We start from the raw sequence: 15313 nt of genomic DNA on the forward strand, positions 1-15313 counted from the left end.
GAGCAGCTCGTTGCATAGCGGCTGATACCTCCACGTTATTGATAATAAAGATAATTTTTCACGCAATATACGAAAACACAGTAATAACACTATAAGGCGAGATAACGTAAATGATCACAACACGACGAGACACCATCAAATTGATGGCTTCTGCAGCCGGGCTTACCGCTGCCGCTCCCTATATCAGTGCCAACACCGCCAGCCTGGCTACTGGCAGCGCCACCCGGTCGGCAGTGCCTTATCAAATGAAAAAACTCGTGCATGGTGTTTGTTATTACCCGGAGCTTTGGCCGGAAGAAGATATTGATCGCGATATTGCTGAAATGACCAAGCTCGGCATCAATATGATTCGCATTGGTGAGTTCAGCTGGTCCAGCATTGAACCGCGCGAAGGTGAAATTTCTACTGCGTTTTTCCGCAAGGTGCTCGACAGATTTCACGCCGCCGGTATTTCAGTGGTGTTCTGTACGCCGACCCCGACACCGCCTATCTGGTTAACCCACGGCCATCCGGATCGCTTATTCGTTAATGCAGATGGCGATCGTCTGGTGCACGGCTCGCGTCAGCACGTCAGTTACGAACACCCGGCGGTTCGCACGGCCTGTTACCGCATCGTGGAAGAGATCGCCAAAACTCTCGGTGATCACCCGTCGATCATTGCCTGGCAAATTGATAATGAAATCAAATGTCACGTCGCGGAAGATTTCAGCCCGGGCGCGATTGTCGCCTGGCATAAATGGCTGAAAAATCGTTACGGCACCATCGAGCGTTTAAATGAAGAATGGAGCACGCATATCTGGAGTACCTGGTACCAATCGTTTGAACAGGTACCGGCACCGCTGAAAACACCGTTTCTGCACAGCGCATCACTGAGTACGGCCTACCGCTTGTTCAACCGCGAAAGCATTGCCGAATTTGTTGACCAGCAATCGGAAATTATTCGCCGCTATTCCAAAGCGCCCATTACGCACAACACCAACCCGGCATTTTCGGTAAACCACGAGCGGTTGTTTAAAAATCTGGACTTTGCCTCTTACGATGCCTATCCCTCCAGTACGCAATGGCACTCGCTGGTATTTCGCAGCGACATGTATCGTGCCGCAAAACCGGGCCGTCCTTTCTGGTTAATGGAAACCAGCGTCAGTCACAACGGCTGGCTGGGCACCCACAGCCCTATGCACCCGGACGGTTACCTGATGGCAGAAACCGTACTGGTATACGGCCTGGGTGGCGAAGCGGTGTGTTACTGGTTATGGCGGCAACAACGCGCCGGTTCTGAAATCAGCCACAGTGCGGTACTGAGCAGCTGGTACAAACCCACCACCGGTTACTCCCAGGTGCAACAGGTAGAAGCTGCGCGCAAACAACTGGAACCTTTTTTAATTGAAAGCGAACCACAGGTACCGGAAATTGCCGTTACCTGGTCAGACCACGCCCGCGCCATGATTGAAACCGAACCCATGGACAAGGACGAAAATTTCCCCGCGACCTACCAGGCATTAATCCAGCAATGGCAGGAATTGATATTAGGGTTGGGCTATCACCGCGATGTGCGTTTTGAAGGCGCCAGCCTTGAAGGGCTGAAAGTACTGGTTACACCGGCCATGCCGTTTGTCAGCGAAGAATTTTTGCAACGGGTGATTACTTTTGTGCAGAACGGCGGCATCTGGCTGGTTGGGCCTGGCACCGGTACCCGTGATCGTGAACACACCGTACCCTTAAATGCTGGCCTGGGGCTTTTGGATTCAGTTGCCGGTGTAGAAACCCAATTCGTATTTCCATTAACCGGCACCGATATTACCGGAACCGCAGCGAACAAAACGCTGAATTTTACCGGCTGGTGCGCTGCGGTTAAACCCGCCCATGCCGACACCCGTGTACTTGGCACCATCAACTCTCCGCTGATGCCAGACACCGCGTTTCTTACCGAACGTCGTTTGGGTAAAGGCAAGGTCGTATTATTATCCGCGCATCCCACCGGCGCAGAAGGCAAAGCTTTTGTTGAAAACCTGATTAAAGGCTACGCCAAAGAAGCGCAAATGGCAGCGCCCTTTGAAGTCAGTGCCGGCACTGTGGTATGCCCGCGTGTTGACCGCGAAGGCAAACCTTTATGGGTGGTTATCAATATGGACGGTGCAAGCGGCCGCCTGAAATTACCGGGCAAAACACTGGATGCGATCAGTGGTAAAACGATCGGTTCTACCCTTAACCTGAAAGAGTATGAGTGGCGGGTTTTAAAACCGGGTGTGTAATGCGTTTAAAGTTTCCAAAGCCTGCATCACTTTGTGAGGCAGGCTCAGTTTGCTGACAAACCCCATACAGGCACAATGCGAGTTTGGCGTTAGGATGTTGGTTCCAAACTGTCGAGTCATGGACGACCGCCATGGATGGCGGAAGTTAGAGCACCGCAGGAGCAGTTGCCGTTGACTCGTCGGAGCTACAGGGACCGTATGCATGCGATTTTGGAAGAGCGGTTCTGCTGACAAACGGACATAGTGGCACCGATTCAAGACCATCCGCATAGTTTATGCTTTTGCCAGCTGGTTCTTACAGGAAATAGATGATGGAAAAAATTGCTTTTGTAATGCAGCTTAAACCCGGCTTTGAAGCCGAGTATAAAAAGCGCCACGACGAACTCTGGCCGGATATAGCTGCTGAATTAAAAAAAGCCGGCGTATCCGACTACTCCATTTTTTTGCACCCGCAAACCTTGCAACTGTTTGCCGTATTAAAACGCACCGATAATCACACCATGGACGGGCTGCCAGCCACCGCCGCGGTAAAAAGATGGTGGGCATTTATGGCAGACATCATGGAAACCCACCCGGATAACAGCCCGGTGGAAGCAGCGCTACTACCGGTATTTCATTTCGAATAACCACTGCACAACACCAGCGCGTTGCCCGGCAAAAGGGCGGGCAGATAACCATAAAAACTCGCAAACCTGACGGCGACCTGCCGGTCGTCGTTGCTTATCAGAGAACATATGCCTATGTCCCCGACATCCCTTCCCGGTGCCATCCGCAATAGCATCACTTCTCAACGTAACACAAGGGTTGCGTCTGCCCCCAACCGATACTGGCATCGGGTATTTGCCATTATGGTTTTTCTCTCGCTCTTTATGCTGCCGCACCTTCAAGCCCGGGCCGCCGACAGCTGGGTTGCCAGCCACGAACGGGCCGGAGACTTTCCGCTGGTCAGTAAAAAAGTCGCCGCGCCCATTGTATTTTCAGGTGACGATTTTACGGTAGTAAACCTTGCCGCCAAAGACCTTGTTGCCGATGTTGAGCGGGTAACCGGTAAAAAACCGGCTCTGAAAAATAGTTTAAAAGATCTGCAAGCCCCTGCCGTGGTGGTGGGTACTCTGGGTAAAAGTGCGCTGATTGATCAACTGGTTGCCGCTGGCAAACTGGATGTTTCCAACCTGCGCGGCGCCTGGGAAAGTTTTTTGATTACCACGGTAGATAACCCGCAACCGGGTTTGGCCAAAATACTGGTCATTGCTGGCAGTGACCGCCGGGGTACTGCTTTTGGTATTTATGAACTCTCGCAGGCCATCGGCGTTTCTCCCTGGTACTGGTGGGCAGACGTAGCGCCGGAAAAACGCACCGCTTTATTTGTAAAAGCTGGCACACATCGTTTTGGCCCCCCTTCGGTAAAATATCGCGGCATCTTTATCAATGATGAAGGCTGGGGAATTCACCGCTGGGCGGCCAACACCTTTGAAGCCGAAAATGGCGGCATTGGCCCGAAAACCTACCGGAAAGTTTTCGAATTAATGCTGCGCCTTAAAGCAAACACCTTATGGCCAGCCATGCATCCGGTAACCAAACCTTTCAACTTTTTTCCGGAAAATGCGCAACTGGCAGATGACTACGCCATCGTAATGGGCTCTTCCCATGCCGAACCTATGTTGCGCAATAACGTCGGCGAATGGTCATTACCGCATGATCAATACAATTATGTGGATCACCGTGAAAAGGTGTCGGGTTATTGGGAAGAGCGGATGAAAAGTAACGGCCGCTACGAAAACATTTATACCATCGGTATGCGCGGTATACACGACTCGCTGATGCAAGGCCCGGAAAATGATGCAGAGCGTATTGATTTATTACATACCATTTTTAACGACCAGCGCGCCTTGATTAATAAATACAGCGAAGCACCGGCAGAGCAAGTGCCACAAATGTTTTGTGCTTATAAGGAAGTTCTGGGGCTGTACCGCCAGGGGCTGCAAGTTCCGGATGACGTTACCATCGTCTGGCCCGATGACAACTTCGGCTACATGCGCAATTTTGCCAATGCCGAAGAGCGCAACCGCTCTGGCGGTTTCGGGGTTTATTACCACATCTCCTACCTGGGCGCGCCCATGGCGTATTTGTGGTTAAACACCGTACCGCCGGCATTAATCTGGCAGGAAATGTCCAAGTCTTATGAGATGGGCGCCGACAGAATGTGGATTGTCAACGTGGGCGATATCAAGCCCGGTGAAGTGGGTATTGAATTGTTCCTGCAAATGGCATGGGACATCAACCGCTGGCAAGGCGACAACATTGATACTTTTCTGACGGATTGGGCGCAGCGTGAATTCGGTGCAGCCAATGCACAGGAAATCGCTCACATCATGAAAAGTTATTATCAATTGAACTACCAACGCAAACCCGAGCATTTGCAATGGTGGTTACCCCGTACAGAGCCTCGCCTCAGCCTCTTAAGCGACACTGAATCCGCTGAGCGCATTCAAGCTTTCAGCCGTCTGCGCTTGCAGGCAGAACACCTCTATCAAAAAATTCCGGCAACGCAGCGCGATGCTTTTTTCCAGCTGGTTGGTTATCCGGTGATTGGCTCGGCCTGGGCGAATTTGCGCTTTCTGGAAGGGGAACGGGGTAACAGCGAAGCCGCTCACGCTGCCGATGCGCGCTTGCAACAGGAAACTGCCCGCTGGAATACGTCTCTTGCCAAAGGAAAATGGAAAGACTTTATGGCAACCGAACCCGCTGATGCCTTGTGGGACAAGTACCGCCTTACCGGTTGGACAATGCCCTCCGATGCGCTGCTGGCTGCAAAAAAACAGGCAAAGCCTGCCACCGCAGGGAAGCATTCTTTTGCCATTGAAGCAGAAGACTTCAATCGCAAAACTGACCGCTCGGGTGTTGCCTGGCAAATTATCCCTGATCTAGGAAAAACCGGCAGCGGCTCGGTGGCTTTATTTCCGGTAGCGCGCCATGACTTTGCCGAAAATCAACTGGCCGAAAAATCGCCCTATCTTGAATACGAGGTGAGTTTTGCGAAAACCGGGCAATTTACGCTGCATGTTCATCTTATTCCCACCCATCCGCTCAGCGGCACGTTGTTACGTTTTGCGGTTGGCTTGAATAACGATGCGCCTGAAGGGGTTGCTCTTGATGTACAGGACGGTAGCCCGGCGTGGGCGCAGGGTGTTTTGAATGCGACCCGTATTGCAACCAGCACCTTAAATGTAACCCGCACCGGCAAGCAGACACTGAAAATTTACGGTGTTGATGCCGGTGTTGTGCTGGACAAAATAGTGGTGGATATTGACGGTATTCCGGATAACTATCTCGGCCTGTCTGTCAGAGAGAAACCGGAAGCTGATTCTTCAACCCTCAAAGCCTTGTAAATATTTTAATTAACACCTGAAACAGTGAATCCAAGATGAAAGCAGTGCTGGATATCGGTAAAACCAATGTCAAACTCCAACTGGTCAATAGCGTTGGCAACATTCATGAGAGCTTTTCCCGCAAAAATATTCCCTTGCAGGATGGACCTTATCCGCACGCGGATGTAGCAGGCATTTGGCAATGGCTATTGGCAACCCTGAGCAAAGTTTCTGCGGAAAATACGCAGGAAAAAATTACCGATATTATTATCACCACCCACGGTGCTACGGCGGCGTTGGTAGACACAGCAGCACCAGATGGCAGCGATGGACTGGTGTTGCCGATCCTCGATTATGAATATGTAAACATCAACCAGTGTGATACGCCCTACAATGCGGTGCGCCCGTTATTTTCTGAAACCCTTTCACCATCACTGCCCGCCGGTTTGAACCTCGGTCGGCAAATTTTCTGGTTGCAACAATCATTTCCTGAAGCCTTCAACCGCGCTACGCAATTATTAATGTACCCGCAATACTGGGGTTGGCGGCTTACTGGAAATCTCGCCGGTGAAGTGACCTCACTGGGTTGCCACACAGATATGTGGTCGCCGGAGCACAACCGCTGGTCGAGCCTGGTAGATAAGTGTCAGTGGCAGGCGCTGATGCCACCGATGAAATTTGCCGGTGATGTGTTGGGTAATATCACTGCCGAATTGGCACAACAAACCGGCCTTGCGGCAAACTGCAAAGTCTATACAGGTTTACACGATAGCAACGCCAGCTACCTGCGTTATTTGCAAAATAACCAGACAGAAAAGGGCGAATTTACTGTGGTCTCTACCGGCACCTGGACTATCTTGATGCAGTCCGGTGGCGAACTGGCAGGCCTCAACAGCGAACGCGATATGCTGGCCAACTGCGATATCTATGGCAACCCGGTAGCTTGCGCCCGTTTTATGGGCGGGCGTGAATATGCGGTGATTTGCGAAAAACTCGGTGGTGATGCCGCCACGCCAGTCACCGGTGAACATATCCAGGCTGCGTTAAATAACCTCTGGATGGTCACTCCGGATTTCAGTGAAGGCAATGGGCCTTTCGGTGGGCGAACCCCTCAACTGCTTACGCCGCTGCCAGCTTCTTCAGCGGGTGCTATCGCAACTCTCTATTGCGCCCTGATGATTGATCAGCGGCTGGATGACTTGCAGGCGAAAGGGCCGGTTTACATTGAAGGTGCTTTTTTGAAGAACCTGCTGTTGTGCCAACTGGTAGCGCAGCTGCGCGGCCAGCAGCCGGTTTATCTGTCTGCCGACGATACCGGCACGGTGCAGGGCGCCTTGTTACTGACCGGGCAACAGCAGAAAGTCGAATTCAGCCTCTCATTGGAAGCCTGTGAACCCGGAAGATTTACCGGGTTGGCAGCTTACCAGCAGCATTGGCGCAGCCTTTTATAAGTGAGCGGTTAGCGGAAGGCAGTATTGCCGGTTATTTGGATGATTCGATCATGATTTGGTCATTATGATTGATAATGATTGAAAACCTGCGTATCATCGCGCTATCTTGAGGCGTTACTCATTTATCACTTAATCCTTTTCAGGCTGGGGAAAACAGAATGCTGGAAAAACAGCGTCAACAATTAATTTTGGATTTCCTCGACGAAGCAAAATTTGCCAGCGTTCGGGTTCTCTGTGACCAACTCAACTCGTCTGAAGCGACTATTCGTCGGGATTTAAACAAGCTGGCCACCGTTGGCAAGATCAAAAAAATCCGTGGCGGTGCTGAAGCTATTCAATCAGCCGCGCCACCGGCAGCGAAAATTTCCGGTAAATCCTTCTGGATCGACAAAGAGAAAAATGTTGATACCAAACGTATGATTGCCAAGCGCGCTGCCGAGCTCTGCGACGATGGAGAATCGGTCATTATTAATGGCGGTTCTTCAACCTTTATGATGGCGGAATTTTTACAAGATCGCCGCATGAATATTCTTACCAACTCCTTCGTGTTAGCGCACGAATTGTTGGAAAGCAGCCAGAACCAAATTACTCTGCCGGGCGGTGAGGTATATCGCAAGCAAAGTATTATTCTCAGCTCTTTTGAAAATGACACGACGCAAAATTATCACGGCAGCAAAATGTTTATGGGCTGTCCTGGTATCAGTGAAGTCGGTGTTATGGAAACTGACCCGCTGTTGATTCTGGCTGAACAAAAATTACGTAAGCGTGCCGATAAATTAATTGTATTGGCCGACAGCACCAAAATCGGCTTGAAAGGCAACCTTATTTTCAGCCCGTTAACCGGTGTCGATATTGTTATCACCGACAGCAATGCCAATAGAGAGACTCTGAAGTATTTTGAGAGTCAGGGCGTTGAAGTCATTGTTGTTGATGCGTGCGATTAACAACGCAGGGTTTGGCACCGTTTTTTTGAGTAAATTTTCTGTCAGTTAAAAAGTTAGCGCTTATCAATGCCCGCAACAGCGTAGTTTGTTGCGGGCTTTTTTATGTGAGCAAATAAAAATAATTATCATTAAATTTTTCACCGCGTTACCCGGTATCCCCACCGCGAGCACCTCATTACCCTTTTTGCTGATAATGTTATTTTTTCGCCAGGTTGCGGGAAGGAAAGAGTCTGTTGATTAAAATGCGCCCGGTTTTTATAAGAAGGAAGCGCAAAAATTTCGTTTATAAATAACCAATTTATCAGTCGGGCAGGGTGGTTTTCATATGATTGAAATAAACCCTCACATCGGACTTAATATGATTGAAAATGATTGTAAATGCTTCTGAATGTGTTTATATTGACTATATTGTTGGTTTCGCTACTCCGAACCGATCAAGTTGTATCTACTACACATCATAGGAATCCTGAATGTCTTACCAACCCGATGAATATAAACATGTTAAATACCTATGGGACGATAAGGTCGCGGATAAGCTGGACCCGGTTGAGAACCTGGTTTACCGTTCCAACAAGCTCGGAGAAGATCAACGCATCACTAATACCGGCGGTGGCAATACCTCTGCCAAACTGATTGAAAAAGACCCTTTAACCGGCGAACAGGTTGAAGTTTTGTGGGTGAAGGGTTCCGGTGGCGATTTGCGCACCTCCAAAAAAGAAAACTTCTCTTCTTTATACAGCGGCAAACTGCACGCGCTGGATAAGGTGTACCAGAACTATCCGGACAAGGGCTACAAGTCTGCCGGTGAAGACCGCATGGTGGGTATGTTTACCCACTGCAACTTCTGTCTCAATCCTCGCGCTTCTTCCATCGACACGCCGCTGCATTCCATGATTGCAGAAAAGCACGTTGACCATTTGCACCCGAACGCGGTTATCTCCGTTGCATCCTGTAAAGATCAGGAAAAGCTGACGCAGGAAATCTGGGGTGGCAAACTGGCTTACGTGCCCTGGATGCGTCCGGGTTGGGAAGCCGCCAAAGTCTGTGAAGACACCTACGAAAAAAATCCGGATATCTGGGGTATTTTGCTGGGCCAGCACGGCCACACCAACTGGGCTTCAGAAAGTAAATCCTGTTACGAAACTTCACTCTGGGTTATTGAAACCGCCGCCCGCTATATTGAGCAACACGATAAAGGTGATGCGACTTTCGGCGGCCAGAAATACCGGAGTTTGAGTGACTCTGCCCGTGATGAACTGCTGCGTGCGTTCTTGCCGGTAGCGCGTGGCCTCATCTCTGAAAAAGTAAAATTTATCGGCACCTTGCAAACTGACGAAACCACCTTGCGTTTTGTTAACAGTGTGGATGCACAGCGCCTTGCGGAACTGGGCACGTCCTGCCCGGATCATTTCCTGCGCACCAAAATCAAACCTCTGTATGTTAATTTTGACCCGCAGCAGGACAACCTTGAAACCTTGATCAGCCGTTTCAAAGAAGGTTTGCAGCAATACCGTGCGGATTACACTGCCTATTATGAAAGCTGCAAACGCGCTGACTCGCCAGCCATGCGCGACCCAAGCCCGACGGTGGTGTTGATTCCTGGCGTAGGTATGATTGCCTGGGGTAAAAACAAAAGTGAATCCCGCGTTACTGCCGAATTTTACAACTGCGCCATTGAAGTGATGCGCGGCGCGGAAGCGATTTCCGAATACACCGCCTTGCCGGTTCAGGAAGCGTTTGATATCGAATACTGGGCGCTGGAAGAAGCCAAGCTGCAACGTATGCCGAAAGAAGCCACCCTTGCCCGCAACGTGGTTGTGGTGGTGGGTGCCGGTGATGGTATCGGCAAAGCCGTAGCGCATCGCGTTGCTAAAGAAGGCGCGCATGTGGTGTGTGCTGACTTGAAATTGGAAACCGCTGAAAAAACTGCTGCTGAATTAACAGCGGTTTACGGTCAGGGTATCGGTGTTGCCGGTAGCGGAATTTCCAGCTGTGGCCCGGCCATTGCGCTGCAGGTCGATATCACTAACCGTAAAAGCGTGCAGGAGATGTTCACGCAAGTCATTTTTGCCTACGGTGGTATTGATAATGTGATCGTAACCGCCGGTGTGTTCCTCGCCGAAGGTGCCGACGCTGAGCAGAATGACAAGATTTTTGATATCAGTTTTGGTGTTAACGTCAAAGGCGGTTACATCGTAGCCTCTGAAGCACAGGGCATCTGGAACAAACAGAATTTGAACGGTGCCATGGTATTAACCACCAGCGTCAATGCGGCGGTCTCCAAAAAAGGCTCGCTGGCCTACGACACCAGCAAAGCGGCGGCCAACCACCTGGTGCGCGAACTGGCAGTGACTCTGTCGCCGCTGGTTAATGTTAACGCACTGGCACCGGCTACGGTGGTGCAGGGCAGCAACATGTTCCCGCGTGACCGCGTCATTTCTTCGCTGGCAAAATACGATATTGCGTTTGATGAGAGCGAGAGCACTGAATCACTGCGCAGTAAACTGGCAAACTTCTACGCGCAACGTACCTTGACCAAAAAGCCCATTACGCCGGATGACCAGGCAGAAGCTGCTTACCTGTTAATCTCCGGGCAATTGAGCAAAACCACCGGCCAGGTCATCAGTGTTGATGGCGGATTACACGAAGCTTTCCTGCGTTAAGCATGAATAACGATAAGAGAAGATGACAATGACAAAAATTGATTCCGCTTTTGTTAAAGCGCAAAACGAAAAAGAAGCCGCTTTTTTGCAGCGCGATTTTGACGCGCTGGGTGAAAAGCTGTCGCGTGATGGCATTGATATTGAAGCGCTGACCAAAGCCGCCAGCGATTTCCAGATAGCCGTGCCCTCCTGGGGCACCGGCACCGGTGGTACACGCTTTGCGCGTTTCCCCGGTATTGGCGAGCCGCGCAACATTTTTGAAAAGCTCGAAGACTGTGCCGTTATCAACGAATTGTCCGGTTGTACTGACAGCGTATCGCCGCATTTCCCGTGGGACAAGGTTGACGATTTCACCGAGCTGAAACAGCGCTCTGACAGCTATGGTTTGAAATGGGTATCGGCTAACTCCAATACCTTTCAGGATCAACCCGGTCAGGTTGCTTCGTTCAAATACGGCAGCTTGAGCAACACCGAAAAAGCCTCGCGTGATGCAGCCATCCAGCACAATATTGATTGCATCCAGTGGGGCGAGCAACTGGGCACCAAAAGCCTCACCATTTGGGTAGGCGATGGTTCCAACCACCCTGGCCAGCAGCATTTCCAGCGCGCCTTTGAACGTTACCTCGACAGCGCCGCGGAAATTTACAAAGCATTGCCAGCTGATTGGGAAATGCACCTTGAACACAAAATGTTTGAGCCGGCCTTTTACTCAACAATCATTCAGGACTGGGGCAGCAACATTCTCGCTGCTATGCAACTGGGGCCAAAATGTAAATCGCTGGTTGACTTGGGGCACCATGCGCCCAACACCAATATTGAAATGATTGTTGCGCGTTTGATCCAGTTTAAAAAACTGGGCGGCTTCCACTTCAATGACAGCAAATACGGCGATGACGATCTGGACAGCGGTTCAATCCAGCCTTACCGTCAGTTCCTGATTTTCAACGAACTGGTGGATGCGGCTTACCGCAAAGAGCCGGAGTTTGATCCTGCGTACATGCTGGACCAATCACACAATGTGACTGACCCGATTGAAAGCCTGGTGAATTCTGCGATTGAAGTGCAGCGTTCTTATATCAAAGCCTTGTTGGTAAACCGCGAAGCACTCTACGGTTATCAGGATGCCAACGACGCGATGATGGCATCAACCGAATTGAAGAAAGGTTTCAACACCGACGTGTCGCCCATTCTGGCGATGGCGCGCTACCGCAAAGGTGCTGCCATCAGCCCGATTCCGACTTACCGTGCCTCCAATTACCGCAAGAACGTTGACAAGGTTCGCCCACGCGATCCCAAAGCAACTGGCTCCGGTATTATCTAAATAGAAAAAGCGCCGCAAGGCGCTTTTTTTCTGTCTTTAAAAAAGGTCGGTAAGGTCGTGTCCCCAAACCGGTCGCTCTATTATTTTCAATCAGGACGGCCTGGTTTTTGGATGGCTTAATGTTCCTCCATCGCCAATAAAAAACGGGCCACTTCGCTAATGGAACGGCTTTGTTTCATGGCTATCTGTTGCAGCAGGCGGTGGGCCTGATCTTCGGTAATATTTCGCTGCCGTATCAATACTGCTTTCGCTTTGGCAATGCGTTTTCCTTCTACCAACGCATTTTTGGTGGTTGCCAATTCACTTTCAGTTTGCTGCAAGCGGCAGGCCTGCTGGTAGAGCATTTCAATCATGGTGCGACCAATGTGCGGGCTAATCGCATCGTCGTGGTAATGCCGCACCGGTTGTTTATCTTCATGAGGCAACACATCGACAGTGGTGCCCATCACCACAAAAAAACTGTTGTGAGCATCTGCGCTCGGCAAACTTTGCGCTTCGGGCACATGTGTGCACTGTTGCTGTAAGACTTCAATGAGATAATCTTCAATTTCTTTCAGTGCATTCATCCGCTGGCTGGCGAGCTGAAACCAGCGTTCGCCGGTGTGCTCTGCAAAGTGTGTGTCGCTGTGGCTGGTACAAGCCTGGCGGCGCAAACTTTCAAACTTGCCGTAATCCGGCAACTGGCTGATGTGCTCACAAAGCTGTTGCGCATGCAGGTCAGCAAACCCGGCAAAGACTTCCAGTGTTTTCTCCTGTGCTTCTATCAAATGTTGCCATTGTCTGCTTTGTGCCGCGCTGATGCTGCTGCCGGCAAAGGCACCGGTGCCGGTGGCACGCTCCTGACCGGACAATTCCTTGCATTGCATAATATTAACCAGGGCTATCAAGGTCCGGGCCATGGCGGGTTCGGCGGCAATATCGGCGATCTCGAACACCACACACAACAGCGTATGCACAATACGGCTATAGCGATGAATCACCTCGACGGTAGACAGCTGGCGGCGGTTAATCTGTTCGCGAATAACGATAAGGTTTTCCAACGACTCCAGGGCTGCTGCCAGTTGCAGCAATAACCGATGGCTGAGCTGGCTGCGTTCCACATGAGCAGGCGAGGGCAGTGCGCGCATAAAGCCAAGGGTAAAATGCCCGGTTTCTGCGATCATGGCTTCGCGCAAATGACAGTGTTGCTCGCTGTTGTTCGCCACATACAGATTGGATGCGCCGCGTTCGCTTTGAATGGCATGAATCAGGTTTGATGCCGCCTTGATCAACTGGCTCTGATCTACAAAGGCGTCGCGAATGGCGCACTCCAGCTGGCGTGCTGCCGCGATAAAGTCACTGGCACGGGGAGTCGATGGTTTTGGCATAGTAATCCGTTCTGCTGTCTCTTACCTGTTTAAAGCAAGCCTTGTACCATCTGCTGAAAATGCTTTTATCTTACCGGCGCGGGTGCATACCATTTACCGCCAGGCACTACCGACATAGCGTTGAAAGTGCTCCCTGACGGATTTTTCTTTCGTAACGGTTATCGCTGGCACCGGCATCGATCATCCGCCGGTAATGGAAAGTCGAATCCCGCTGGTTCTTTTACCCGATTATGATCACTTATAACGCATGCCATGCATCATGGTGGAGCACAAGTTTATAGTTTCGGTATTTAAAAAACGGGCGAAAAAATTTTAACTATTAAAAACGCCAGCGTTAGCGCGGCTTTTTCTGATTTGGCACGAAGCTGGCATAGAGCCAGTTGTAAAAAAATTCAGACCAGTCGTCCAATGGGGGGCGACGGGTTCCAGCAAAGACGCTTACCGGCCTTCAGTGCCGGTAGGCGTTTTTTTTTGCCTGATGGGAGATAACACCATGTCGAACTCTTTATCCAACTACAAAAAAACTGCAAAAAAACGACTCGTCACCTGGTTTGCAACGGTCGCGATTGCAATCACCGGCCTGCCGGTAAATGCCGATGCACCGGAAAAAGAAGACTTGAAACTCGGCTTTATTAAATTGACTGACATGGTCGCCCTGGCGATTGCCCACGAAAAAGGTTACTTCGAAGACGAAGGGCTTTACGTTCAGCTCGAAGCCCAGGCCAATTGGAAAGTACTTTACGATCGCGTTGCCAGTGGTGAACTGGACGGCGCACATATGCTGGCACCGATGCCGCTGGGTGCAGCAACAGGCATCACCGGCAGCGCCGATATTATTACGCCTTTCACGCTGTCTTATAACGGTGCCGCTATCACGGTATCCAACGCCGTTTGGGCTGAAATGAAAAAAACCTTACCGGTAGGGCCAGACAATAAACCGGTGCATCCTGTCAGTGCCACAGCACTTAAACCGGTGCTGGAAACCTGGAAAACCGCCGGTAAATCTTTCAACCTCGGCATGACATTTCCGGTCGGTACGCACAATTATATGTTGCGCTACTGGCTTGCCGCCGGTGGTATTCATCCCGGTTTTTATGCGCCGGAAAAAGGTGAGAACAACGGCTACATCAATGCTGACGCCTTGCTTTCGGTAGTGCCGCCACCGCAAATGGTGCCAACCATGGAAGCCGGTACTACCGTGGGTTATTGCGTGGGCGAACCGTGGAATCAGCAAGCGGTTTCTACCGGGCTGGGTGTTCCGGTTGTTACCAGCGAAAATTTATGGGCGGGCGGCGCCGACAAAGTGTTTGGCATTACCCGCAGCTTTGCCGAGAAAAACCCCAACACCACTTTGCGTATGGTGAAAGCGTTAATTCGCGCGTCCCATTGGCTGGATGACAACAACAATGCCAACCGTATGGAAGCGGTAAAAATTATTGCTCGCCCCGCTTACGTTGGTGCTAACGAACAGGTCATCGCCAACAGCATGACCGGCACTTTTGAATTTGAAAAAGGTGACAAGCGACCGGTGCCGGATTTCAACACCTTCTTTCGCGGCCAATACGGCATTCCTTACTACTCCGATGCCATCTGGTGGATGACGCAAATGCGCCGCTGGGGGCACATCAGCGAACACAAACCCGACAGCTGGTATATGGAAACAGCCCGTCAGGCATTTCGCCCTGATATCTATGTCGCGGCTGCAAAAGCCTTGATTGCCGACGGCACCATGGATGCAAAAGATTTTCCGGATCTCGATGCAATCACCTTTATCAAACCGCCACAAAAAAGCCCGCTCGATGGTATCGAGTACGACAGCACCAACCCCAATGCCTATATCGACAGCTTTGCTATCGGTTTGAAAGGCGAACAAAAACCCTGAGTGTTTAGGCAATAGTGCAGCGCTTATGGCGCTGCTTGTAAAAACGGATCTTCGTTAATTAATCA

Annotated in this window: 9 protein-coding genes; 8 read left to right on the forward strand and 1 reads right to left on the reverse strand. The window is 50.7% G+C overall.

The window, feature by feature from the left end; all coding sequences use genetic code 11:
• Positions 1–110: 110 nt before the first annotated feature.
• From C4F51_RS07480 to rhaI, 7 genes are all read left to right on the forward strand, one after another.
• The gene (locus C4F51_RS07480; protein ID WP_193908619.1) at positions 111–2252 is read left to right on the forward strand and encodes a beta-galactosidase; all 2142 of its coding nucleotides are present in this window, start codon (positions 111–113) and stop codon (positions 2250–2252) included.
• Between the two features lie 308 nt (positions 2253–2560).
• Entirely contained in the window at positions 2561–2878 is a 318-nt protein-coding gene (gene rhaM / locus C4F51_RS07485) for an L-rhamnose mutarotase (protein ID WP_235992295.1), read from the forward strand.
• A 114-nt stretch (positions 2879–2992) separates the two neighbouring features.
• Positions 2993–5641 carry a glycosyl hydrolase 115 family protein gene (locus tag C4F51_RS07490; RefSeq protein ID WP_235992296.1) on the forward strand — a complete coding sequence of 883 codons (2649 nt, stop codon included), beginning with the start codon at positions 2993–2995 and terminating at the stop codon, positions 5639–5641.
• Between the two features lie 35 nt (positions 5642–5676).
• Positions 5677–7071: an FGGY-family carbohydrate kinase gene (locus C4F51_RS07495; protein WP_193908621.1), complete on the forward strand. Its 1395-nt coding sequence runs from the start codon at positions 5677–5679 to the stop codon at positions 7069–7071.
• Between the two features lie 158 nt (positions 7072–7229).
• On the forward strand, positions 7230–8015 hold the full coding sequence (locus tag C4F51_RS07500; protein WP_193908623.1) for a DeoR/GlpR family DNA-binding transcription regulator: 786 nt from the start codon (positions 7230–7232) through the stop codon (positions 8013–8015).
• Between the two features lie 470 nt (positions 8016–8485).
• On the forward strand, positions 8486–10678 hold the full coding sequence (locus tag C4F51_RS07505) for a bifunctional rhamnulose-1-phosphate aldolase/short-chain dehydrogenase (RefSeq protein WP_193908624.1): 2193 nt from the start codon (positions 8486–8488) through the stop codon (positions 10676–10678).
• A gap of 28 nt (positions 10679–10706) precedes the next feature.
• Entirely contained in the window at positions 10707–11999 is a 1293-nt protein-coding gene (gene rhaI, locus C4F51_RS07510) for an L-rhamnose catabolism isomerase (protein WP_202987642.1), read from the forward strand.
• Positions 12000–12115: 116 nt separating this feature from the next.
• Here rhaI and C4F51_RS07515 read toward each other — a convergent pair whose 3' ends face one another.
• Positions 12116–13366 (reverse strand): nitrate regulatory protein, encoded by a 1251-nt coding sequence (locus C4F51_RS07515; protein ID WP_193908627.1) that lies wholly within the window; start codon positions 13364–13366, stop codon positions 12116–12118.
• Positions 13367–13859: 493 nt separating this feature from the next.
• On the opposite strand from C4F51_RS07515, the gene C4F51_RS07520 reads away from it, so the two are divergent.
• Positions 13860–15248: a CmpA/NrtA family ABC transporter substrate-binding protein gene (locus C4F51_RS07520; RefSeq protein ID WP_193908629.1), complete on the forward strand. Its 1389-nt coding sequence runs from the start codon at positions 13860–13862 to the stop codon at positions 15246–15248.
• Positions 15249–15313 lie beyond the last annotated feature (65 nt).

This window comes from Cellvibrio polysaccharolyticus, from assembly GCF_015182315.1.
In the GTDB taxonomy this organism is placed as follows: Bacteria; Pseudomonadota; Gammaproteobacteria; order Pseudomonadales; family Cellvibrionaceae; genus Cellvibrio; species Cellvibrio polysaccharolyticus.

Bases quoted from the DNA above. Each gene is read 5' to 3' on its own strand.
- C4F51_RS07480 (WP_193908619.1), top strand. From the start codon at position 111: ATGATCACAACACGACGAGACACCATCAAATTGATGGCTTCTGCAGCC.
- rhaM (WP_235992295.1), top strand. From the start codon at position 2,561: ATGATGGAAAAAATTGCTTTTGTAATGCAGCTTAAACCCGGCTTTGAA.
- C4F51_RS07490 (WP_235992296.1), top strand. From the start codon at position 2,993: ATGTCCCCGACATCCCTTCCCGGTGCCATCCGCAATAGCATCACTTCT.
- C4F51_RS07495 (WP_193908621.1), top strand. From the start codon at position 5,677: ATGAAAGCAGTGCTGGATATCGGTAAAACCAATGTCAAACTCCAACTG.
- C4F51_RS07500 (WP_193908623.1), top strand. From the start codon at position 7,230: ATGCTGGAAAAACAGCGTCAACAATTAATTTTGGATTTCCTCGACGAA.
- C4F51_RS07505 (WP_193908624.1), top strand. From the start codon at position 8,486: ATGTCTTACCAACCCGATGAATATAAACATGTTAAATACCTATGGGAC.
- rhaI (WP_202987642.1), top strand. From the start codon at position 10,707: ATGACAAAAATTGATTCCGCTTTTGTTAAAGCGCAAAACGAAAAAGAA.
- C4F51_RS07515 (WP_193908627.1), bottom strand. From the start codon at position 13,366: ATGCCAAAACCATCGACTCCCCGTGCCAGTGACTTTATCGCGGCAGCA.
- C4F51_RS07520 (WP_193908629.1), top strand. From the start codon at position 13,860: ATGTCGAACTCTTTATCCAACTACAAAAAAACTGCAAAAAAACGACTC.